Source organism: Bradyrhizobium liaoningense, from assembly GCF_018130955.1.
In the GTDB taxonomy this organism is placed as follows: Bacteria; Pseudomonadota; Alphaproteobacteria; order Rhizobiales; family Xanthobacteraceae; genus Bradyrhizobium; species Bradyrhizobium liaoningense_C.
In genome coordinates, this window is record NZ_JAFCJM010000027.1 from 17,357 (window position 1) to 36,911 (window position 19,555).

17 protein-coding genes are annotated in these 19,555 nt (G+C 65.0%); 13 read left to right on the forward strand and 4 right to left on the reverse strand.

What is annotated here, in order from left to right:
• Positions 1-128: 128 nt before the first annotated feature.
• The 9 genes from JQ632_RS21930 to JQ632_RS21970 all read left to right on the forward strand — a co-directional run bounded on the left by JQ632_RS21930 (position 129) and on the right by JQ632_RS21970 (position 10,329).
• Positions 129-1,007 carry a shikimate dehydrogenase gene (locus JQ632_RS21930; protein WP_212404654.1) on the forward strand — a complete coding sequence of 293 codons (879 nt, stop codon included), beginning with the start codon at positions 129-131 and terminating at the stop codon, positions 1,005-1,007.
• A 60-nt stretch (positions 1,008-1,067) separates the two neighbouring features.
• A complete protein-coding gene (locus JQ632_RS21935) occupies positions 1,068-2,198 on the forward strand; it encodes an ABC transporter substrate-binding protein (protein WP_212404655.1) in 1,131 nt (376 codons plus the stop codon).
• Between the two features lie 150 nt (positions 2,199-2,348).
• Positions 2,349-3,224 carry a branched-chain amino acid ABC transporter permease gene (locus JQ632_RS21940; RefSeq protein ID WP_212404656.1) on the forward strand — a complete coding sequence of 292 codons (876 nt, stop codon included), beginning with the start codon at positions 2,349-2,351 and terminating at the stop codon, positions 3,222-3,224.
• The gene (locus tag JQ632_RS21945; RefSeq protein WP_212404657.1) at positions 3,221-4,219 is read left to right on the forward strand and encodes a branched-chain amino acid ABC transporter permease; all 999 of its coding nucleotides are present in this window, start codon (positions 3,221-3,223) and stop codon (positions 4,217-4,219) included. Before JQ632_RS21940 ends, JQ632_RS21945 begins: the two co-directional genes overlap by 4 nt.
• Entirely contained in the window at positions 4,216-4,959 is a 744-nt protein-coding gene (locus tag JQ632_RS21950; protein WP_212404658.1) for an ABC transporter ATP-binding protein, read from the forward strand. Before JQ632_RS21945 ends, JQ632_RS21950 begins: the two co-directional genes overlap by 4 nt.
• A gap of 65 nt (positions 4,960-5,024) precedes the next feature.
• Positions 5,025-5,762: an ABC transporter ATP-binding protein gene (locus JQ632_RS21955; protein WP_212404659.1), complete on the forward strand. Its 738-nt coding sequence runs from the start codon at positions 5,025-5,027 to the stop codon at positions 5,760-5,762.
• Positions 5,759-6,817 carry a Gfo/Idh/MocA family protein gene (locus JQ632_RS21960; protein WP_212404660.1) on the forward strand — a complete coding sequence of 353 codons (1,059 nt, stop codon included), beginning with the start codon at positions 5,759-5,761 and terminating at the stop codon, positions 6,815-6,817. The genes JQ632_RS21955 and JQ632_RS21960 overlap by 4 nt, the downstream gene beginning before the upstream one ends.
• Positions 6,814-8,685: a bifunctional sugar phosphate isomerase/epimerase/4-hydroxyphenylpyruvate dioxygenase family protein gene (locus tag JQ632_RS21965; RefSeq protein ID WP_212404661.1), complete on the forward strand. Its 1,872-nt coding sequence runs from the start codon at positions 6,814-6,816 to the stop codon at positions 8,683-8,685. Before JQ632_RS21960 ends, JQ632_RS21965 begins: the two co-directional genes overlap by 4 nt.
• A gap of 75 nt (positions 8,686-8,760) precedes the next feature.
• A complete protein-coding gene (locus JQ632_RS21970; protein WP_212404662.1) occupies positions 8,761-10,329 on the forward strand; it encodes a carboxylesterase/lipase family protein in 1,569 nt (522 codons plus the stop codon).
• 66 nt (positions 10,330-10,395) lie between these two features.
• Here the strand turns inward: JQ632_RS21970 and JQ632_RS21975 are convergent, their stop codons facing one another.
• Together JQ632_RS21975 and JQ632_RS21980 are read right to left on the reverse strand one after the other, a co-directional pair.
• Positions 10,396-11,625: an ABC transporter substrate-binding protein gene (locus tag JQ632_RS21975; RefSeq protein ID WP_212404663.1), complete on the reverse strand. Its 1,230-nt coding sequence runs from the start codon at positions 11,623-11,625 to the stop codon at positions 10,396-10,398.
• Positions 11,626-11,744: 119 nt separating this feature from the next.
• Positions 11,745-12,671 (reverse strand): class I SAM-dependent methyltransferase, encoded by a 927-nt coding sequence (locus JQ632_RS21980; protein ID WP_212404664.1) that lies wholly within the window; start codon positions 12,669-12,671, stop codon positions 11,745-11,747.
• Positions 12,672-12,875: 204 nt separating this feature from the next.
• Here JQ632_RS21980 and JQ632_RS21985 point away from each other — a divergent pair, with 204 nt between their 5' ends.
• From JQ632_RS21985 to JQ632_RS22000, 4 genes are all read left to right on the forward strand, one after another.
• Positions 12,876-13,913 carry a ligase-associated DNA damage response exonuclease gene (locus JQ632_RS21985; protein ID WP_212404722.1) on the forward strand — a complete coding sequence of 346 codons (1,038 nt, stop codon included), beginning with the start codon at positions 12,876-12,878 and terminating at the stop codon, positions 13,911-13,913.
• Positions 13,910-15,769: a cisplatin damage response ATP-dependent DNA ligase gene (locus JQ632_RS21990; protein ID WP_212404665.1), complete on the forward strand. Its 1,860-nt coding sequence runs from the start codon at positions 13,910-13,912 to the stop codon at positions 15,767-15,769. Before JQ632_RS21985 ends, JQ632_RS21990 begins: the two co-directional genes overlap by 4 nt.
• A gap of 385 nt (positions 15,770-16,154) precedes the next feature.
• Positions 16,155-16,457: a DUF6460 domain-containing protein gene (locus JQ632_RS21995; RefSeq protein WP_212404666.1), complete on the forward strand. Its 303-nt coding sequence runs from the start codon at positions 16,155-16,157 to the stop codon at positions 16,455-16,457.
• A gap of 138 nt (positions 16,458-16,595) precedes the next feature.
• Positions 16,596-17,978, forward strand: coding sequence for an MATE family efflux transporter (locus JQ632_RS22000; protein WP_212404667.1), 1,383 nt, complete (start codon positions 16,596-16,598; stop codon positions 17,976-17,978).
• Between the two features lie 84 nt (positions 17,979-18,062).
• Here the strand turns inward: JQ632_RS22000 and JQ632_RS22005 are convergent, their stop codons facing one another.
• Both JQ632_RS22005 and JQ632_RS22010 read right to left on the reverse strand, forming a co-directional pair.
• A complete protein-coding gene (locus tag JQ632_RS22005; RefSeq protein WP_212404668.1) occupies positions 18,063-19,160 on the reverse strand; it encodes a quinone-dependent dihydroorotate dehydrogenase in 1,098 nt (365 codons plus the stop codon).
• On the reverse strand, positions 19,157-19,501 hold the full coding sequence (locus JQ632_RS22010; RefSeq protein WP_212404669.1) for a DUF952 domain-containing protein: 345 nt from the start codon (positions 19,499-19,501) through the stop codon (positions 19,157-19,159). The genes JQ632_RS22005 and JQ632_RS22010 overlap by 4 nt, the downstream gene beginning before the upstream one ends.
• Positions 19,502-19,555 lie beyond the last annotated feature (54 nt).

The following is a 19,555-nucleotide window of genomic DNA, read 5'->3' on the forward strand; positions in this document are numbered from 1 at the left end:
TATGTTAGGTTTGCAGGATAAATGAGTAATTGTGTTAGGCGGGGGAAACGCTATCGTTTCGCTTGAACGCCGCGAATTTCCGCGCAAAACGACGTGGAGAAATTCGCCCCGCGAGACGATAGTGGATCATGTCACAGCGCCGACCTGCCGCTCCCAAGAAGCTCCTCACCGGCCTGATCGGCGCGCCGATTGCGCATTCCGCGTCTCCTGCCATGCACGAGCGGGCCGCTGAAGCCCTCGGGCTGCGCGGCCACTATCAGCTCATCGAAGTGGCCGGCGCCGACGCGGCCGGCCTGCGCATGATGCTCGAGGGGGTGCGACGTCTTGGCTTTGCCGGCGTCAACGTCACCTTTCCCTACAAGGAGGCGGTCGTCCCGCTGCTCGACGAGCTCGCGCCGGCCGCAGCCGCGATGGGTGCGGTCAATACCGTCGTCGTCCGAGACGGCCGGCTGATCGGCCACAACACCGACACCACGGGCTTTGCCCGCGCGGTGGCGCCGCTGCTCAGGCCTTCCGGAAACGCCGTGGCGGTGATCGGCGCCGGCGGCGTCGGCAAGGCGATCGCGTTCGCGCTCGCCAATTCCGGCGTCACCGATATCCGCATCTTCGACAGCGAGCCGGCACGCGCCGCGAACCTCGCTTCGCTCCTGCAAAAAAGTACCGGCGTCGTCGCGACGGCCGACCTCGACGCAGCCCTGCGCGGGGCGACCGGCTTCGTCAATGCCACGCCGGTCGGCATGCTGCCGGACCGGGGCATGCCCGTTCCGCCTGCTATGCTGCACGATCGCATATGGGTCGCCGACGCTGTCTATTCGCCGCTGATCACCCCGCTGCTGTCAGCCGCGCAAGCCACGGGCGCGCGGATCATGACCGGGCGGGAGCTCGCGATCTACCAGGCAGCCGACGCATTCGAACTGTTCACCGGCCTTGCTCCCTCGACAGACGTCATGGGAGATGCTTTTGACGGCGTGATGGCGGCGCGAAGCGCTGCCTACCACGCCGCCTAAGCCAAGCGGCCGGGACAAGGCCGTTCACAGAACCGAAGATCAGAAAGGGAGGAGAGATCCATGAAATCGACACTGCTGGTGGGCGCCCTGCTCGCCGTCGCGACGACCACGTCAGCCTTTGCGCAATCCATCAAGCTTGCCGACGTCGCCGAGCTTTCGGGCGGCGGCGCGACCGTCGGCACCAATTGGAAGAACGGCATCGACCTCGCGATAGAGGAGATCAACGCCAAGGGCGGGGTGCTCGGCCGCAAGCTGGAAGTCACCCATGCCGACTCGCAGTCCAATCCGGGCGTGGCGCGCGCGCAGGTGCAGAAGGCACTCGACGCCGAGCCCTACGTGCTGCTCGGGCCCGGCTATTCCGGCTCGGTCAAGGTGACGGCGCCGCTCGCAGCGGAAGCCGGCATCGCACAGATCATGGGCGGCGAAGCCGCCGAGCTGACGCAGGCCGGCAACAAGTTCCTGTTCCGCACCTCTTTCGGCCAGCAATCCTCGATGCCGAAGGTCGCAAGGTACATCAACGGCGAGCTGAAGGCGAAGACGGTCGCCGTCGTCTGGGTCAACAATGATTTCGGCCGCGGCGGACGCGACGTCGTCAGCAAGGAGCTGGAGCGTCTCGGCTCCAAGGTGGTCGCCGATCTCTCCACCGAAGCAGGCCAGGCCGATTTCGCCGCCGACGTCGGCAAGATCAAGGCTGCCAACCCCGACGCCGTGTTCATCTATCTCAACGAGGAAGAGAGCGCGCGCATCCTGAAAGAGCTGAAGCGCCAGGGCGTCACCGCTCCGCTGATGGGCGAGACCACGCTGATCGGCCAGAAGGTGATCGAGCTCGCCGGCGACGCCGCCAACGGCGCGCGCGGCCATGTCGGCCTCACCACCGACGCGCCGGTCGACCTGATCAAGGCGTTCCGCGAGAAGTTCTCGAAGAAGTACAACTACGTGCCCGATCACAACGGGCTGAAGGGCTATCTTGCCGTCTACATGGTGAAGGCCACCACCGAGAAGATGGGCAAGGTCGATCCGAAGAAGTTCGCCGACACGCTGCACGGCCTGACCATCAAGGCTTCCGAAGAGCCCGGCATCCTGATGGACGTCACCGTCAGCGACACCGGCGACCTCGATCGCCAGAGCTTCCTGGTCGAGGTCGTGGAAGGCAAGCAGGTCGTGAAGCAGGTGCTTCCGAAGCTGAACTAAGACGGCTTCTTACCTCGCCCTGCTTGCCGAAATTCTTCTCCCTCGCCCCGCTCTTTGCGGGGAGAGGGAGAAGAGAGAACGGGGCGAGGGAGAGCAAGACCTGAATTTGCGTTGATCCGGTTCACTCGGGCTCTAACGATAAGAGAACCCATGTCCAATCTGTTCGATCTTCTGGTTGCGGGACTGGCCACCGGCGCGATCTACGCACTGGTCGCGGTCGGCTTCACGCTGTTGTGGCAGACCTCACAGACCATCAATTTCGCACAAGGCGAATTCGTGATGCTGCCGGCGTTCCTGATGCTGGCGGCGATGCATGTCGGTGCGCCGTTCTGGCTCGCCATCATCCTCGGCATCCTGCTGTCGATGATCCTGCTCGGCCTCGCCTTCAAGATGCTGCTGGTCGACCCCATGATGCGCCACGGCGTGCTGCCGCTGGCGATCGCGACCATGGCGCTGGCGATCGGCATCAAGGAGGCGGTGAAGCAGTTCTTCAGCGCCGAGGCCTCGCCCTTCCCCTCGATCGTGCCGACCGGCGACATCTCGATCCTCGGATACGCCGTGTCACTGCAGAGCATCGGCGTTCTCGTCGTCGCCATTCTCGCGGTGGTCGGCCTGACCACGCTTCTGAGCCGTACCTCGCTCGGACATCAGATGCAGGCGGCGGCGCAAAATCCGACGGTGGCGCGCATCATCGGCGTGCCGGTCGAACGCATGATCCTTCTGACCTTCGTGATCAACGCATTCCTGGTGGCGCTGGCCTCGCTCCTGATCACGCCGATCTACCTGGCAAAGTTTTCTTCCGGTGAGGTGCTGGGACAAGCCGCCTTCATCGCGGCCATCGTCGGCGGCTTCAACCAGGTGCGCGGCGCGATCGCCGGCGGCCTCCTGATCGGGGTGCTCGACAATCTCGCGGCCGCTTACGTCTCCACGCAGTATCGCGCGGCCGTACCGATGATCTTCCTCATCGTCGTCATCCTGTTCCGGCCGCAGGGCCTGCTTGGCCGCGCAGAGGAGCGCACGGTATGAGCAATTTCGGCAAGACCCTGAAGATCGTGCTCGGCCTCGCCGTGGTCGCAGCGCTGATCCTCGTCCCCATGAACTTCAACCGCTACGGCCTGTTCATCCTGAGCCAGTGGGCGGTGATGACCATCGCGGCGATGGGGCTCAACCTCACGCTCGGCTATGCCGGCCAGGTGTCGCTGGCGCAAGGCGCGTTCGTCGGCATCGGCGCTTATACGGCGGCGATCATGACGACCCATGGCTGGCCGCTGCCGGCGGCGCTCGTCGTCGCGATCGGCCTGAGCTTCGCGGTCGGCTGGGTGCTCGGCTATCCGGCGCTGCGCGTGCAGCACCACTACCTCGCCTTCGTCACGCTCGCCTTCTCGACACTGGCCTTCCTGGTGTTCCGCAACGAGAGCTGGCTCACCGGCGGCATCTACGGCATCTCCAACATCCCGCGGCCGAACATCCTTGGCTTTGCCACCAACCGCCCCTTGCCGTTCTATTATGTCTGCCTCGGCTCGCTTGCGATCGTGTCGCTGGCGGTATGGTGGCTGATCCGCTCGCCCTGGGGCCGCGCCTTCATGGCGCTGCGCGAAAATCCGCTGCGGGCGCAGTCGCTCGGCGTCGACACGCGGCGCTACACGCTGATGGCCTTTGCGATCGGCTCGGCGCTCGGCGGTGTCGCCGGCGCGCTCTATGCGCCGCTGACGCAATATATTGATCCCGTGCCGTTCAACCTGTCGCTCTCGCTCGATCTGTTGATGATGGTGATCGTCGGCGGCGCCGGCTTCTTCTTCGGCCCGTTCCTCGGCGCGATGATCGCGGTGCTGCTGCCCGAATGGCTGCGCTTCACCGAGGGCTATTACCTCATGCTCTATGCAGTCGCGGTGATGCTGCTGCTGATCTGGTCGCCGACCGGCATATTGGGGATCCTCGACCGCTACATGGCCGCGCGCCGCACCAAGGCGGCATCGGCACTGCGGGCGGTCGCCAAATCACGTTTGGAGACGGCGCAATGAGTGCGGTCCTCGAAGTCACCAACATCAAGAAGAGCTTTGGCGGCATCCATGCCGTTAACGGCGTCAGCTTCGATGTGCGCGAGGGCGAGATCCTCGGCCTGATCGGGCCGAACGGCTGCGGCAAGTCCACGCTGTTCAACTGCATCCTCGGCCAGCTCACGCCGACCGGCGGCGATGTGAAGCTCGACGGCAAGACCGTGACCGGCTTGCGCCCGTCCGAGCTGAACAAGCTCGGCGTCAGCCGCACCTTCCAGCTGCTGCAGGTGTTTCCAAAACTCTCCGTGCGCGAGAACCTGATTCTCGCGGGCCAGGAGCACCAGGGCAACATGGGCTCGCGCCTGTTCGGCCGTTCCGATGCCGGGCTGACGGACGCCGCCAACCAGATGATCGGCTTTTTCAAGCTCGATCACCTCGCGGCCGAGCAGGCCGGCGGCCTCTCCTACGGCCAGCAGAAGCTGCTCGACGCGGCCATGGCCTTCATGGGCGGCCCGCGACTGGTGCTGCTCGACGAGCCCGCGGGCGGCGTGAACCCGTCGATGCTGTCAGACCTGAAGGATCGCCTGGTCGCGATCAACCGCGAGAAGAACGCGACCTTCGTCGTCATCGAGCACAACATGGAGTTCGTGATGTCGCTGTGCTCGCGCGTGATGGTGATGGCGGAGGGCAAGGTGCTTGCGATGGGACGGCCGGACGAGGTCCGGAAAAACCCCGCCGTGATCGAAGCCTATCTCGGACATTGATTTTTGAGCATGATCTTTTCGGAAAACCGCTGCGCACTTTTCCGGATCATGCTGTGGAGGCAACCATGAGCGACGCGATCCTCTCGGTCAGCAATCTGGTCGGCGGCTACGGCAAGATGACCATCCTGAACGGCACGACCTTCTCCGTGCCGAAGGCGACCATCACGACCATCATCGGCCCGAACGGCGCCGGCAAGTCGACGGTGTTCAAGGCGATTTTCGGCCTGTTGAAGCTGCGCGAGGGCAAGATCACCTTCGCCGACCGCGACGTCACCAATCTGAGCCAGCGCGCGCTGCTCAATGCCGGCATCTGCTACGTGCCGCAGGGCCGAAACATCTTTGCCGAACTGTCGGTGCGCCATAATATCGAGCTCGGCGGTGTCGCCGCTGAGCGCGGCATCGACCTGCCGGCGCGCATCGAAGCGGCGCTCGACCTGTTTCCCGCGCTGCGGCGCAAGTCGACGCAGCAGGCGTCGACATTGTCCGGCGGCGAGCAAAAACAGCTCGAGATCGCGCGTTCGTTGCTGCTCGACCCGCAGCTCGTACTGATCGACGAGCCCTCGATCGGACTGTCGCCGCTGATGGTGCAGCAGACCTTCAACATCCTGAAGGATCTGCGTGACCGCGGCGTCACCATTTTGATGATCGAGCAGAACGCACGCTCGGCGCTGGAGATCTCCGATTTCGGCATCGTGCTCGAGCTCGGCCAGACCCGCATGGTCGACAAGGCCGAGCGCATCCTAAACGACCCCCGCATCGGGCAGCTGTTCCTCGGCGGCGCCATGGAGGAGAGCGCGGCATGAGCGCGAAGTTGCGGATCGGCGTCGCCGGCGCCGGTCTGATCGGCCGCCGCCATATCGAGCTGATCGAGGCCTCGCCGGATTGCGTGCTCGCCGGCATTGCCGACCCCTCGCCCGCCGCGCAGGAACTTGCCGGGACACTCAACACGACCTGCTACCCGGATCATCGCGCCCTCCTGGAGCGCGAAAAGCCCGACGGCCTGGTCATCGCCTCGCCGAATGCGCTGCACTTCCAGATGGCGCTCGACTGCGCCGAGGCCGGCGTGCCTGCTTTGATCGAGAAGCCTGTCACCGACACGGTCGCCGCAGCGCAACGGCTGTGTGCCGCCGTGAAGCGGACCGGCGTGCCGATGCTGGTCGGCCATCACCGCCGCCACAATCCGATCATCAAGGCCGCGCGTGAGGCGGTCGCGAACGGCAAGCTCGGCCGGCTCACCGCTGTGGTCGGGCTCTGGCTCCTGAAGAAGCCGGATGATTATTTCGAGGTCGCCTGGCGGCGCGAACAGGGCGGCGGGCCACTGCTGATCAATCTCATCCACGACATCGACAATCTGCGTTTCATCTGCGGCGAGGTCGCTGAGGTGCAGGCGCTGACCTCCAACCAGGTCCGCGGCTTCGCGGTCGAGGACACCGCCGCGCTCTCGCTGCGCTTCGCCAACGGCGCGCTGGGGACCGTCACCGTCTCAGACGCGACGCCCGCGCCCTGGAGCTGGGAATTGTCGTCCGGCGAGAACGCGGTTTATCCCAGGCAGGATCAGCCTTGCTACCTCTTCGCCGGAACCAACGGCTCGCTGTCGGTGCCGAACCTCGAGCTGTGGTCCTATCCGAAGGCGCCCGGCTGGCATGCGCCGATGTCGCGCGATCGCGTCGCGGCCGCTACGTTCGATCCGCTCGCGGAGCAGCTGCGGCATTTCCTCGCCGTCATCGCCGGCCGCGAACAATCGCTGATCAGCGTCGAGGACGCGATGGGAACGCTCGCGGTCGTCGAAGCCGTCAGCGAAGCCGCGCGCACCGGCCATAGCGTCTCGCCGGGGCGGATCATGGAGCAGCCAGTATGAACAAGCGCTCGATCGCAACCGTTTCCCTCTCCGGCGCTCTCGACGAAAAGCTCCGCGCCATATCGGCGGCGGGCTTCGAAGCCGTCGAGATTTTTGAGAACGACCTGCTCTCGTTCGGTGCGAGCCCGCGCGACGTGGCGCAGCTATGCGGCGAACTCAACCTCGAGATCTGCGCCTTCCAGCCGTTTCGCGACTTCGAGGGCATGCCGGAGCCGCAGCGCGCGCGCAACTTTGCCCGCGCCGAGCGCAAGCTCGACCTGATGCAGGAGCTCGGCACCGACCTCCTGCTGATCTGCAGCAACGTCTCCCCCGCTTCGCTCGGCGGGATCGATCGCGCGGCCGACGATTTCCGTGAGCTCGGCGAGCGCGCCGCGCAGCGCGGTCTGCGCGTCGGCTACGAGGCGCTCGCCTGGGGACGCCATGTCAACGACCACCGCGATTCCTGGGAGATCGTGCGGCGGGCCGATCATCCCGCGATCGGTGTAATCCTCGACAGCTTCCATTCGCTGGCGCCTGGCTTTCCGACCCGCGCCATCCGCTCCATCCCCGGCGACAAGATCTTCCTCGTCCAGCTCGCCGACGCGCCAAAGCTCGAGCTCGACATCCTGTCGTGGAGCCGGCACTTCCGCTCCTTCCCCGGGCAGGGCGACCTGCCCGTGCTCGACTTCATGGAGGCGATCGCGGCGACCGGCTATGCGGGCCCGCTGTCGCTGGAGATCTTCAACGACCAGTTCCGCGCCGGCTCGGCGGCGCAGACCGCGACCGACGGCATGCGCTCGCTGATCCTGTTGCAGGACCAGCTCGCCGCGACATGGCCGAAGCTTGCCGACAAGCGGCTCGCGCCGAAGGCCAAGAGCCGCGGCACCGGCTTTGTCGAATTCGCCGTCAACGAGACCAAGGCGGGCGAGCTCGCCGCGCTGTTCGCGCAGCTCGGCTTCCGCAAGACCGGCAAGCATCGCAGCAAGGCGGTCGAACGCTGGTCGCAGGGCAAGGTCGAGCTCGTGATCAATTGCGAGACCGACGGCTTTGCCCATTCGCACTATGTCACGCACGGACCCGGCGTCTGCGCCATTGCCCTCGACGTCGACGATTCCGGCCGCGCCATGGCGCGCGCCGAGGCGTTGAAGGCGCGCACCTTCTATTCTCCGGTCGGCCCCGGCGAGCTCGAAATTCCCGCGATCCATGGCGTCGGCGGCAGCCTGCTCTACTTCCTGGATCAGGCCGGCAAGAACTGGGACACCGACTTTGAGCGCATCGCGAGCGATGCCGGCGCCGACAGCCTGCTCGCGGTCGACCACATTGCGCAGTCGATGCCTTACGACGAGATGCTGTCCTGGCTTCTGTTCTACACCGGCATCCTCGATCTCACCCGCTTGCCGCAGATGGAGATCGCCGACCCTCGGGGGCTCGTCCAGAGCCAGGCGATCATCAACGGCGACCAGAGCCTGCGCTTCGTGCTGAACGGGTCATCGGCGAACCGCACCCTGCCCGCCCGCTTCATCTCGGAGTTTTTCGGCTCCGGTGTACAGCACGTCGCGTTCTCGTGCCGGGACATCTTTGCGACGGTGGCCGCGATGCGCGCCCGCGGCGCGGGTTTCCTGGATATCCCGGACAATTATTACGACGATATCGAAGCCAAATACGACCTGGCGCCTGACATCATGGCGCAGCTGCGCGCCAATCACATTCTCTACGATCGCGAGGGCGACAGCGAGTTCTTCCAGGTCTACACCCACATTTTTGACGACCGCTTCTTCTTCGAGATCGTCGAGCGTCGCGACTATCAGGGATTTGGCGCGGCCAATGCGGGGATCCGTCTCGCAGCCCAGGCGCGCGAAGTGCGCCCGGCGAGCATGCCGCGGATCTGAGGCCGCCAGTTCGCCTGTCGCGGTCGTGTGGGCGCGAAGACCAAGAATACCAAGAACACAGGGGAGGCGAAAATCGTGAAGCAACATACTTTCAGCCGCATCGGGCTGGCTGCCCTGCTCTGCGTGGCACTGCCGATTTCGGTCGCACAGGCCGCGGGTCCGGAGCTGACGCCGGAAATCGAAGTTTCAGGAGGGACCGTGATCGGCGTCCGCGACGCCGGGCTCGCCGTGTTCAAGGGCATTCCATTTGCCGCGCCGCCGGTCCGCGAGCTGCGCTGGAAGCCGCCGGCTCCGGTGGCATCCTGGAAGACCGCGCTGCTCGCCGATCGTTACGCCCCGATGTGCGTGCAGCCGCTGCGGGCCAAAAACTCGGTGTTCTACCAGGGCGAGGAACCGACCAGCGAGGACTGCCTTTATCTGAACGTGTGGTCGCCCGACACGCGCAGCGAGGCCAAGCTGCCCGTGATGGTCTTCATCTATGGCGGCGGCTGGGTGGTCGGCTCCGGATCGATGCCGCTCTATTCCGGCGAACATCTCGCACGAAAAGGCGTCGTCGCCGTGACGTTCAACTATCGGCTCGGCGCTCTTGGCTTCCTGGCACACCCCGAGTTGACGACCGAGTCCGACCGCAAGGCGTCTGGCAATTACGGGCTGATGGACATGGTGGCCGCGTTGACCTGGGTCAGGGACAACATTGCGCGCTTCGGCGGCGATCCAGCGAGCGTCACAGTGTATGGCCAGTCGGCCGGTGCGGCCGCAATCTCGCTGCTCGAGGCATCGCCGCTCGCCAAGGGTCTGTTTCAGCGCGCGATCGGCCAGAGCGGCGGCTTTGCGCTGGACGGGCCGCCGCCTCCACTTGCTGCCGCCGAAAAGAACGGCCTCGCGCTGGCGGAGAAGTTGAACGCCAAATCGCTCCAGGAATTGCGTGACAAGGGCCCCGATGCCGTGATCGCGGCCGGCGTTCCGGTGCGGCCGATTCTGGACGGCTATGTGCTGCCGAAGCCGCCGGCCGAAGTCTATCGCGCGGGTGAAGAGATGCGTATCCCGGTGCTGGTCGGATCCAATTCGGACGAAGGCACGCCCTATCCGGTGGCGATGTCGGCGGCGGCCTTTGCCGAGGACGCACGCAAGCGCTACGGCGAGCGCGCCGACGCATTGCTCAAGCTCTATGCGACGTCAACCGAAGCCGAGGCGCGGGCGTCGAGCTACGAATTGCACCGCGATCGATTGTTCGCTTCGGCCGTCCGCACTTGGGCGCGCGAGCAGTCCCGCGTCGCGCCCACCTTCTCCTATTACTTCAGCCATCGTCCGCCTTATGTCGAAGGGCTCGCCTATCAGCAGCAGACGCCGGCCTCGGCGCTCGGAGCTTATCACGGTGCGGAGATGGCCTATGCCTACGGCACGCTCGACTCGTTGAACTGGACCCGGCCGGTCCGCACCTGGACTGAGGCGGACCGCAAGCTTTCCGACCTGATGTCGAGCTACTGGGTGAACTTTGCCAAGACCGGAAATCCCAATGGCAGCGGGTTGCCGGTGTGGCCGGCTTACGATGAGGGCAAAGAGCAGGTCATCCTGCTCGGCGACAGCGTCGTTGCCGGCGACTTGCCGAACAAGACGAAGCTCGATTTTTTCGTAACACCTTAGAAACCGGCGCTGCTCTCTCCCCGCCTGCCGCGGGGAGAGAGATGAGCTGGATGCGTCAGCCGTCGGTCATTCCGTCACCGGCTTGTCGGAGATCTCCCAATCCTTGCCGCTGAAGGTGGAGATGAAGAGCGTCTTCATCGGCGTGTAGTTGTCGGGCGTGTAGCTGTAGTTGACGCCGTCCAGGAAGTAGGGCGAGTGGAAGCCGTTGAGGTTGGAGGCCTGCGCCAGCACGTTGGCGCGGGTGAGGTCGTCGCCGCAGCGGCGCAAGATCTCCGCCATCGACGCGGCCTGGCCGTAGCCCGCGAACGCGATGGTGTTGTCCTGGTCGATATTGGGCAAATATTTTTTGCGCAGCTCCTCGAACGCCATCACGTCGGCATCCTTGTCCCACTTCCCGACGCCGACCTCCTTGTTGTAGCGGATCGCGACGATGCCGGCGGCGTTCTCGAGACCCGCGGCGTTGAGGATCGAGCGGCCGGTCGAGCCTGCGGACAAGAGCTGCAGCGGCTTCCAGCCGAGCTCGGCCACCTTGCGGATCGACTGCGACGAGGCCTTGCCGGTGGAGATGTTGTAGAAGACATCAGCACCCGATTTCGAGAGATTGATGAGCTGGGAATCGATGGTCGGGTCGGTCAGATCGTAGGTCTGCTCCAGAATCACCTTGGCGGTGCCGCCGGCATCTTCCAGCACCTTCTTGAAGGGACCGAGAAAGTCGCGGCCGAAATCGTCGTTCTGATAGAGAATGCCGACCTTGGCGTTCGGCTTCACGCTCACGACGTGGCGCGCGAGAATGCGCGCTTCGGTCGGATAGAGCGGCAGGCCCGCCATCGTCCACTTGAATTCCTTGGGGTTGTTCCACTTGGACGCGCCGGTGTTGAGCAGGAGCTGCGGCACGCCCTTGGAATTGAGATATTTGTGCACGGCGGTCTGCGGCGCGGTGCCGAGCGAGCCATAGAGCGCGAGCACTTCTTCCTGCTCGACCAGACGCCGCGTCGCCTCGACGCATTTCGGCGCGCTGTAGGCGTCGTCCATGGTGAGGAATTTGACCTTGCGGCCGTTGATGCCGCCCTTCTCGTTCAGCGACTGGAAATAGGCCTCACCGACACGGCCGAGCACGCCATAGAGCGAGCCGGGTCCGGAATGCGGCACGGTCTGGCCAATCTTGATTTCAGTGTCGCTCGCACCGGCATCATATTTCTTCTCGGCGGCCCACACGTAAGGGGCCGGCAATGTCGACGCAGCGATGGTGGCAAGTGCGGCGGCGCTGAAATCGCGCCGTGAAGGATTTTTGGTCATTGTTATTGATCTCCCTGGATAGCGCGCATTTTTCTGGCATCGCGCCATGCACCGCAAGTGGGGAGTCGTCGCTTTGCGACGCAATGCCGCTCAAATCCCGTCGCGCGTAGCGCCTAGACTCAAGTTTTCTCGGCGATGACGACGAGACCGCGCACGGGCTCGTTGTTCTCGTTGCGCGGCGAGGCCGGGTCACACGTCAGAAGTTTCAGTCCGGCCTTCGCGATCGCCTCGCGCACATATTCCGTGGAGTGGGCATAACGCAATCCCTCGCCGAGGATCACGCCTTTACCGTCATGCGTTTCCAGCGTGAAGGCGAGCGTGCCGTTCGGCGCAAGCACGCGCTTCGCTTCGCTCAGCACTTGCGTAAGATCGGACAGATAGACCATCGCGTCCGCCGCCACGATCAGATTGGCGCTCGCGTCAGCCTTGTTCCGCAGTCCGTCGATCATGTCGGCGACTTCAAGCCCGGCATAGAGGCCGGTGGCGCGCGCCTCCTTGATCATGGCGGGCGACAGGTCGATGCCGATGAACTGATCGACCTGCTTTGCGAAGGCGCTGGCCGCGAGACCCGTGCCGCAGCCCAGGTCGATCGCGCGCTTGAAGAACGCCGGCTTCTTCGCCGCGACGCGCGCCGCGAGCACCGCCTTGAAGATCAGGCTGGGCGCGCGATAGCCGAGATCGTTGATCAGCGCATGCTCGAAGCGCGGCGCATATTGGTCGAACAGCGCCTGCACATAAGCCTTGGGCATCTCCGATATCTGCTCATCACCGAGCCGCATCAGGTGCAGGCTTGCACCATGCTGATCGCTCGCGTCGGATCGCCGCGCTTCGCGAAAGGCCGCGATCGCCTTGTCGCGCTCCTTGAGCTGCTCGCGAATTTCGCCGAGCGTGAACCAGGCGGAGGTGAAATTCGGCGCCAGCTCGATCGCCTGCTCCAGGAGATTGGCCGCGGCGGGGAGATCGCCCTTGAGCTGGAGGTCGCGCGCGAACTCGAAACGGCGGTCGGCCATGAGATCGCCGGAGGACTGGAACAGGCGTAGCGGCATGCAGGAACCCAGTTCATCATTGCCGGGCTTGACCAGGCAATCCATCGAAAAAAGGGGACTGTTAAGAAGATGGATGCGCGGGTCCCGCCTCCGCCAATTGGCTTCGGCGGGCTTTTACATCACTGGGCCGGCGAAGCCTAGCGGAGACGGCAAGCCCGCGTATGCCGGGTGAAATTCGGGGTTCGGCCTCCCTATATGACCAGCATGCGCCCGCAAGACATCCTGCTGCCAACTGCCGCCGGCCTGTGCTGCAAGCCAGGCGGTTTCCACATCGACCCCGTCCGCCCGGTCGAGCGCGCCGTGATTACCCATGGCCATTCCGACCATGCCCGCGCGGGCCATGGCGCGGTGCTGGCGACGCAGGAGACGCTGGACATGATGCGGCTACGCTACGGCGAGACTTTTGCCGGCACGACACAGGCGATCCGCTATGGCGAGGAGATCCGGCTCGGCGACGTCACGGTCAAGCTTCATCCCGCCGGCCATGTGCTCGGCTCGGCGCAGATCGCGGTGGCCTGCAAGGACACCTGCATCGTCGCCTCCGGCGACTACAAGGATGCGTCCGATCCGACCTGCACGCCGTTCGAACTCGTGCCCTGCGATGTCTTCATCACCGAGGCCACCTTCGGCCTGCCGGTGTTTCGCCACGGCGATGCCGCGGACGAGGTGAAGAAGCTGCTTGCCTCCGTCGCACTGTTTCCGGAACGCGCGCATCTCGTCGGGGCCTATTCGCTCGGCAAGGCGCAGCGCGTGATCGCGCTATTGCGCGCGGCCGGCCATGATGCGCCGATCTATCTGCACGGCGCGATGGAGACGATCACGCATTATTATCGGAGCCGCGGGATCGAGCTCGGCGAACTGCGGCCGGTGAAGGGCGTGAAGAAGGCTGATCTCGCCGGCACCATCACGCTGGCGCCGCCCTCGGCGACCTCGGATCTTTGGACACGGCGTTTCCCGGACCCTGTGACGGCATTCGCCTCGGGCTGGATGCGGGTACGCGCGCGGGCCCGCCAGCGCGGTGTCGAGTTGCCGCTGGTGATTTCGGATCATGCCGATTGGGACGGCCTGACCACCACCATCACTGCTACCGGCGCGGGCGAGATCTGGGTTACGCACGGCCAGGAAGACGCGCTGGTGCACTGGTGCAAAGCTAAGGGCCTGCGCGCGCAGCCGCTCGATCTCGTCGGCTATGGCGACGAGGAGGAGAGCGAGACACAGCCGGCCGGCGAGGCCGAGGCATGAACCGCTTCGCCGAATTCCTTGACCGTCTCGCCTATGAGCCCGGCCGCAACAACAAGCTGCGGCTGATCACCGGCTATTTTCGCGAGGTCGGCGATCCCGACCGCGGCTATGCGCTGGCCGCGCTGACCGGCGCGCTCAGCTTCAAGCACGCAAAGCCCTCGCTGATCCGCGATCTGATCGCCGCGCGCACCGATCCCGTGCTGTTCGGCCTCTCCTATGACTATGTCGGCGATCTCTCGGAGACTGTTGCGCTGATGTGGCCGAAGACTCGTCCTGACAACAAAGAGTCTTTTCCGGGCCACCCCTCTCCCCAGCCCTCCCCCGCAAGGGGGGAGGGAGCGCAGCGGAGCGTGCGGCAATCGGCGAAGAAACTCGCTGACATAGCTTCAGAAAGTAATGGAGGCACGACCGTCTCCGTTCCCTCCCCCCTTGCGGGGGAGGGTCAGGGAGAGGGGTACCCCGGGCGAGATGCTGATGCAGCGCCTCGCAATCACAACAACCCGCCCCCTCCAACCCTCACCGAGGTCGTCACCACGCTGCGCACGCTCGGCAAGACCGAGCTGCCAAAGCAGCTCGAACGCTGGCTGGACGAGCTCGACGAGACTGGCCGCTGGGCGCTGCTCAAGCTCGTCACCGGTGCGCTCCGCATCGGCATCTCTGCGCGGCTCGCCAAGACGGCCGCGGCTGCGCTCGGCGACAAAGACGCGCACGAGGTCGAGCTGATCTGGCCGGGCCTTGCCCCGCCCTACACCGATCTCTTCGCCTGGCTGGAGGGCTGCGCGGAAAAGCCGCTCAATCGCGATCCGGCGCCGTTCCGCCCGGTGATGCTGGCGCATGCGATTGAGGATACCGACTTCCAAAACCTCGATCCCGCCGACTACATCGCCGAATGGAAGTGGGACGGCATCCGCGTGCAGGCCGTCGCCGGGCATGATGCACGCGGGTACGTGACGGCGCGGCTCTATTCGCGCACCGGCGAGGACATCACGGGGAGCTTTCCGGATCTCGTGCCGGCGCTGCGCCTGCCGGGCGCCATCGACGGCGAGCTCTTGATCGTGCGCGACGGTCGGGTGCAGAGTTTTAACGTCCTGCAGCAGCGGCTCAATCGCAAACTGGTCTCGCCAAAGCTGATCAAGGAGTATCCGATCCGTTTGCGCGCCTATGATCTGCTCGGCGACGACGAGAACGATCTGCGCGAGCTGCCCTTCGCGGAGCGCCGCGCGCATCTCGAAACTTTTGTCAAAAAGCTCGGCGATGTCAGGATCGACTTGTCGCCGACCGTCCCCTTCGACAGCTGGGACGCGCTCACGGCCGCGCGTGCCGATCCGGCGAGCGCGGGTGCAGGCGAGGATGCGGATGCCGTCGAAGGCGTCATGCTGAAGCGGCGCGATGCGCCTTATTTGCCGGGGCGGCCCAAGGGACAGTGGTGGAAGTGGAAGCGCGACCCGCATCTTATTGACGCCGTGCTGATGTATGCGCAGCGCGGCCACGGCAAGCGCTCGTCCTTTTATTCCGACTATACGTTTGGTGTCTGGACCCAAGGCGAAAATGGCGACGAGCTGGTGCCGGTCGGCAAAGCCTATTTCGGCTTCACGGATGAGGAGCTCTTGCAGATCGACCGATTCGTCCGCCGCAACACCACTGAAAAGTTCGGCCCCGTCCGCCATGTCGTGCACGAGCCGGACAAGGGGCTGGTGCTTGAAGTTGCCTTCGAAGGCCTGCAGCGCTCGCCGCGGCACAAATCCGGCGTCGCGATGCGCTTTCCCCGCATCAGCCGGCTGCGCTGGGACAAGCCGCCGCGCGAGGCGGACCGGCTGGAGACGCTGGAGCGGATGCTGAAGGCGGAAGCGGCGTGAAAGTTGGGTCCGCCACCGGCCGGCGCAAAGCCAGCGAGCGTATGCGCAGAGAACCAGCAATCGGTCCCGGCGGCGGACGCGCCTGTGTCTTAGCCGAGCTTCGCGTGATGAGAATTGACAGCCATTCACATGCGCAAAGTAGAGCGCGCTTTGCGCCGAAGCTGTTGCTTTCCTGCGACATTTCCTCGAACCATGGTTAGCGATGTTTCAGTCTGGAAACGTTGTCGCGAGAGGCGCGCGATTGCGGCTCGCCAGGCTGGACCGGTTAACCATGGCGCCCCCTTGATATTAAAATGCGGTAAGCTGATTGACGGACGCACGCGGGTTCCCCATGTGCCTCGCCGTGACCTATAATGCGGGCCGATCCCGCGAGGAGTTTTCAGCGATGACCAACGACGTCAGAGATTTGCCGGCAAGCCGCGACGGCCTGTACCGCTTTCTCGGCGGCTCGCCCCTGTCGGTCGCGTTTCGGCTGATCCTGCTCTCCATCCTGGTCGGCGTCGTGCTGGCCGCGATCGGCTTCGATCCCTGGAATATCATTCACAGCATCCGCCTGCTGTTCCAGCGTCTCTGGGATCTCGGCTTCGACGCGGTCAACTGGCTGTGGCGCTACTTCCTGCTCGGCGCGGTCATCGTGATCCCGATCTGGTTCTTGTCGCGCCTGTTTGGCACGCCGCGGGGCCGGTAGGTCGTTTTGAGCATGATCTTTTCGGAAAACCGCTTCACACTTTTCCGGATCATGCCTGGGAGTCCGCAGCCGGTGCAATTGGGCTATGTCGGCTGCGGAGATGCATTCGGACCACGCGGCAGGTAGATCTGCCTGACCATGCACGCTCCCGTCCATCCCAAGGTCACGACACGCCAGATGTTCGCCATCGCAGGTCCTGCGATGGTGGCGAACCTCACCACGCCGCTGATCGGTGTCGTCTCGACCACCGCGATCGGACGCCTGGACGATGCCGCGCTGCTCGGCGGCGTCGCGATGGCGTCGGTCATCTTCGACTGCCTGTTCTGGCTGTTCGCTTTCCTGCGCATCTCGACGCTCGCTTTCACCGCACAGGCGATGGGCGCGGGCGAAACGCACGAGTTTGGCGCGATCCTGATGCGTGGCCTCGCCGTCGCCGGCCTGATCGGCGTAGCCCTGATCGCGCTGCAACTGCCGCTCGCCGCAATCCTGTTCAGCCTGATGGGCGGCAGCGAGGGCGTGACGCGCGCGGCAAAAACCTACTTCATGGTCCGGATCTGGTCGGCGCCGCTCGCGCTCGCCAACTACGTCATCCTCGGCTGGCTGGTCGGACAGGCCCGCGCCAACCAGGCGCTTCTGCTCCAGATCGCGATCAACCTCATCAATATGGCCGCAACCGTGCTGCTGGTGCTTGTCTATCACCAGGGCATCGCCGGCGCGGCGATCGCGGCCGTCTTCGCCGAGGCAGTCGGCGTCGGCCTCGGAGTCATCGTCTGCCGGCAACTGGCGAAGGACGGCTTTGCCGTCTCGCGTGCGCGCCTGTTCGACCGCGACGCGCTGATGCGGATGCTGTCGGTCAACCGCGACATCATGGTGCGCACCGCGGCGCTGATCACCGTGTTCCTGTTTTTTACCGCCAAGGGCGCGCGCGCCGGCGACGTGACGCTGGCGGCCAACGCCGTGCTCAACAACTTCCTGCTGGTCAGCGCCTTCTTCCTCGACGGGTTTGCCAATGCGGCACAGCAGCTCTGCGGACGGGCCTATGGCGCGCGCGACGCCCGTGGCTTTGCCGATGCGACGCGGCTGGTCCTGTCGTGGGGTATCGGCTTTGCGCTGGTCGTCGCGGCCCTGTTCGCGCTGTTCGGCCCGGTGCTGATCGACCTGATGACCGCGAGCGCCGAGGTGCGGCGCGTGGCGCGCGACTTCCTCGTGTTCATCATCCTGGCGCCGCTGCCCGGCGCCTTCGCTTTCGGATTCGACGGCATCTATGGCGGCGCCACCTGGGCGCGCGAGATGCGCGATCTGATGCTGGCCTCGCTTGCGATCTTCCTCATTGCCTGGTGGGCGCTGAGCAGCTTCGGCAATGCCGGGCTGTGGAGCGCAATGATCGCCTTCTATGTCGGGCGCAGCGGCCTGCAGGGCGCGCGCTACCGGGCGCTGTACAAGGCGTCGTTCTTGTCTTCTCCTTCTCCCCGCTTGCGGGGAGAAGGTCGGGATGAGGGGGAGTCTCCGCAGGGACGGTGAGAGTTGGACTCGCGGAGAGTCCCCCTCACCCGGATTGCTTCGCAATCCGACCTCTCCCCGCAAGCGGGGCGAGGTGAAGAGCAGCTACAGCGTCGGCCAGTCCTCGGCCGTGAGCGTCGCTGCATCCGCGCCGACGATCTCCGAGAGCGAGTCGCGCCCCGTCCGCAAGAGCGTCGAGGCGAGGTCGCGCTTGATGTCCTCGACGAGGCCAAGGCCCTTGTAGACCAGCGAGGAATAGAGCTGGATCAGGCTCGCGCCGGCGCGGATCTTCGTCAGCGCCGCGCCTCCGGAATCGATGCCGCCGACGCCGATCAGCGGGAACGCGCCTTCGACGCGCACATAGGTTTCCGCGACCATGCGCGTGGATAGGCGGAACAACGGCCGGCCCGACAGGCCGCCCTGCTCCGTGGCGCGCATCCGCTCGCGCAGCGTCGCGGGCCGCGCGATCGTGGTGTTCGACACGATCATGCCGTCGACCTTGCGCGAGCGCGCGATATGCACAACGTCGTCGAGCTGCGCGAGGCTCAGGTCAGGCGCGATCTTGAGCAGCACCGGCGTGTCGCCGGCCTTCTGCCGGACTCGCTCGCGCGCGTCGATCACTTTTGCGAGGAGGTCGTCAAGCAACGCGCCTTCCTGGAGGTTGCGCAGGCCCGGCGTGTTCGGCGAGGAGATGTTGACGGTGAAATAGCTCGCGACCGGTGCAAAGGTCTCGATCAGCTTGACGTAATCGGCGACGCGATCGGGCGAATCCTTGTTGGCACCGACATTGACGCCGACGATGCCGCCGTTCTGCGCGCGTGCCGCGAGCCGCCGCAACGCGGCCTCGGCGCCGTCATTGTTAAAACCCATGCGGTTGATGACGGCCTCGTCGCGCTCGAGGCGAAACAGACGTGGCCGCGGATTGCCGGCTTGAGGCTTGGGCGTCACCGAGCCGATCTCGACGAAGCCGAAGCCGAGCCGTAAGAGCGCATCCGGCACTTCCGCGCTCTTGTCGAAGCCCGCGGCAAGGCCGACCGGATTGGGGAAGTTGAGCCCGAAGGCGCGCACCGCGAGTTTTGGATCGTCGGCCCGCGGCTTGACCGGCGGCAGGAAGCGCAAGCCCTGGATCGCGAGCCGATGCGCATCCTCGGGATCGAGCCAGCGCAGCACCGGCAGCGAGAGAGCGTCGAAGGCACGGATCAAGGCGCAAGCTCCGGAATGTCGTGATAGCCGTCGGAGCGCGTGTTGAGGTTGGTCACCGAGATGACGGCGCCGAGATCGAGCTCGCCATAAAGATGCGGGAACAGCTCGTCGTTGCGCGAGCGCTCCCAGCGCAAAGCAGTGCCCAGGGCGTCGGCGTCGACCTGGACCAGGAACAGCGCGCGCTGGCCGAAAAAGTGTTTTCGCGCGGTCTCGGGAACCTGCGCCGCGGTAGACAAATGAATGTAGCCGTCGCGCACGTCATCCGCGCTGCCGGTATAGACACCCTGCCGCTCCGCCTCCCGCCAGGCCGAAGCCGGGCAGATTTTGTAGATATTGACCAATTGCTCCGAAGCCCTGTCAGCTTCTCTTTGACTCGATTGGGTTTTTTGGGCCGC

Excerpts from the sequence above, each read along its gene's own strand:
- JQ632_RS21930 (WP_212404654.1), top strand. The coding sequence starts at position 129 with ATGTCACAGCGCCGACCTGCCGCTCCCAAGAAGCTCCTCACCGGCCTG.
- JQ632_RS21990 (WP_212404665.1), top strand. The coding sequence starts at position 13,910 with ATGAACCGCTTCGCCGAATTCCTTGACCGTCTCGCCTATGAGCCCGGC.
- JQ632_RS21975 (WP_212404663.1), bottom strand. The coding sequence starts at position 11,625 with ATGACCAAAAATCCTTCACGGCGCGATTTCAGCGCCGCCGCACTTGCC.
- JQ632_RS21980 (WP_212404664.1), bottom strand. The coding sequence starts at position 12,671 with ATGCCGCTACGCCTGTTCCAGTCCTCCGGCGATCTCATGGCCGACCGC.
- JQ632_RS21985 (WP_212404722.1), top strand. The coding sequence starts at position 12,876 with ATGCGCCCGCAAGACATCCTGCTGCCAACTGCCGCCGGCCTGTGCTGC.
- JQ632_RS21950 (WP_212404658.1), top strand. The coding sequence starts at position 4,216 with ATGAGTGCGGTCCTCGAAGTCACCAACATCAAGAAGAGCTTTGGCGGC.
- JQ632_RS21965 (WP_212404661.1), top strand. The coding sequence starts at position 6,814 with ATGAACAAGCGCTCGATCGCAACCGTTTCCCTCTCCGGCGCTCTCGAC.
- JQ632_RS21960 (WP_212404660.1), top strand. The coding sequence starts at position 5,759 with ATGAGCGCGAAGTTGCGGATCGGCGTCGCCGGCGCCGGTCTGATCGGC.
- JQ632_RS21945 (WP_212404657.1), top strand. The coding sequence starts at position 3,221 with ATGAGCAATTTCGGCAAGACCCTGAAGATCGTGCTCGGCCTCGCCGTG.
- JQ632_RS21940 (WP_212404656.1), top strand. The coding sequence starts at position 2,349 with ATGTCCAATCTGTTCGATCTTCTGGTTGCGGGACTGGCCACCGGCGCG.
- JQ632_RS21935 (WP_212404655.1), top strand. The coding sequence starts at position 1,068 with ATGAAATCGACACTGCTGGTGGGCGCCCTGCTCGCCGTCGCGACGACC.
- JQ632_RS21955 (WP_212404659.1), top strand. The coding sequence starts at position 5,025 with ATGAGCGACGCGATCCTCTCGGTCAGCAATCTGGTCGGCGGCTACGGC.
- JQ632_RS22000 (WP_212404667.1), top strand. The coding sequence starts at position 16,596 with ATGCACGCTCCCGTCCATCCCAAGGTCACGACACGCCAGATGTTCGCC.
- JQ632_RS21995 (WP_212404666.1), top strand. The coding sequence starts at position 16,155 with ATGACCAACGACGTCAGAGATTTGCCGGCAAGCCGCGACGGCCTGTAC.